The sequence below is a fragment of the Rhizobacter sp. P1_G5 genome (genome assembly GCF_056405435.1).
Genome location: NZ_JBFUCB010001160.1, coordinates 1 through 681, shown reverse-complemented (window position 1 = coordinate 681; position 681 = coordinate 1). Strand labels below are relative to the sequence as shown.

The following is a 681-nucleotide window of genomic DNA, read 5'->3' as shown; positions in this document are numbered from 1 at the left end:
GAGTAGTACTCGACCGGCAGCCCGAGCGCCTTGCCGAACACCTCGGCGATGCGGTTCTCGATGCCCGCGCCCGCGACGTTGGAGAACGGCAGGTTGTTCGGGTCCTGGCACACGCGCAGCGCCTGGCGCGGCGGCGGCTTGTCGGCGTCCTGCGCGGCGGCGGGCGGGCACGCGGCCACGACCCCCCAGGCCAGCGCCAGCGCCCGAGCCACCACGGACGTGCGGGTGGTGTTGTTCATTTGGCCGGCTCGACCTTGGCGCGCGTGATGGCGCCGTCGGACCGTCCCTTCAGGTAGGCATACAGGTCGTTGATGTGTTCCTTCACCTGCTGGCTTTCGCCGAAGCTCGGCATGCCCTTGGGCAGGCGGCCTTCGGTGACGGTCTTGACGAACTCGTCCTGGCTCAGCGTCTTCAGGCTGTTGATCAGCGAAGGCCCGACCAGGCCCTCCTGGTTGGCGCCGTGGCAGCGGTCGCATGCAGCGGCGCGCCAGGTCCGGAAGCCTTCCATGGTCTTGGCGTCGACCTTGTAGCCGTCGACCACGGTATAGGGTTTGTCGTCGGCCAGCACGCTCACGGTGAGGCATGCCAGCACGGCAAAGACACACTGCTTCAATTTCATCGAATCATCCACCGTCAAGAGAGTGGGATGGCATCCCCCGGGGTGCCATCCCTGTTCCCAGG

Annotated in this window: 1 protein-coding gene and 1 pseudogene; both read right to left on the bottom strand. The window is 67.0% G+C overall.

The annotated features are described in order from the left end of the window. A pseudogene (locus tag AC1D12_RS34730) lies at positions 1 to 239 on the bottom strand (ABC transporter substrate-binding protein); the annotation flags it as partial. Further along, a complete protein-coding gene (locus AC1D12_RS34725) occupies positions 236 to 619 on the bottom strand; it encodes a c-type cytochrome (protein WP_047502797.1) in 384 nt (127 codons plus the stop codon). The pseudogene AC1D12_RS34730 and the gene AC1D12_RS34725, both read right to left, overlap by 4 nt. Positions 620 to 681 lie beyond the last annotated feature (62 nt).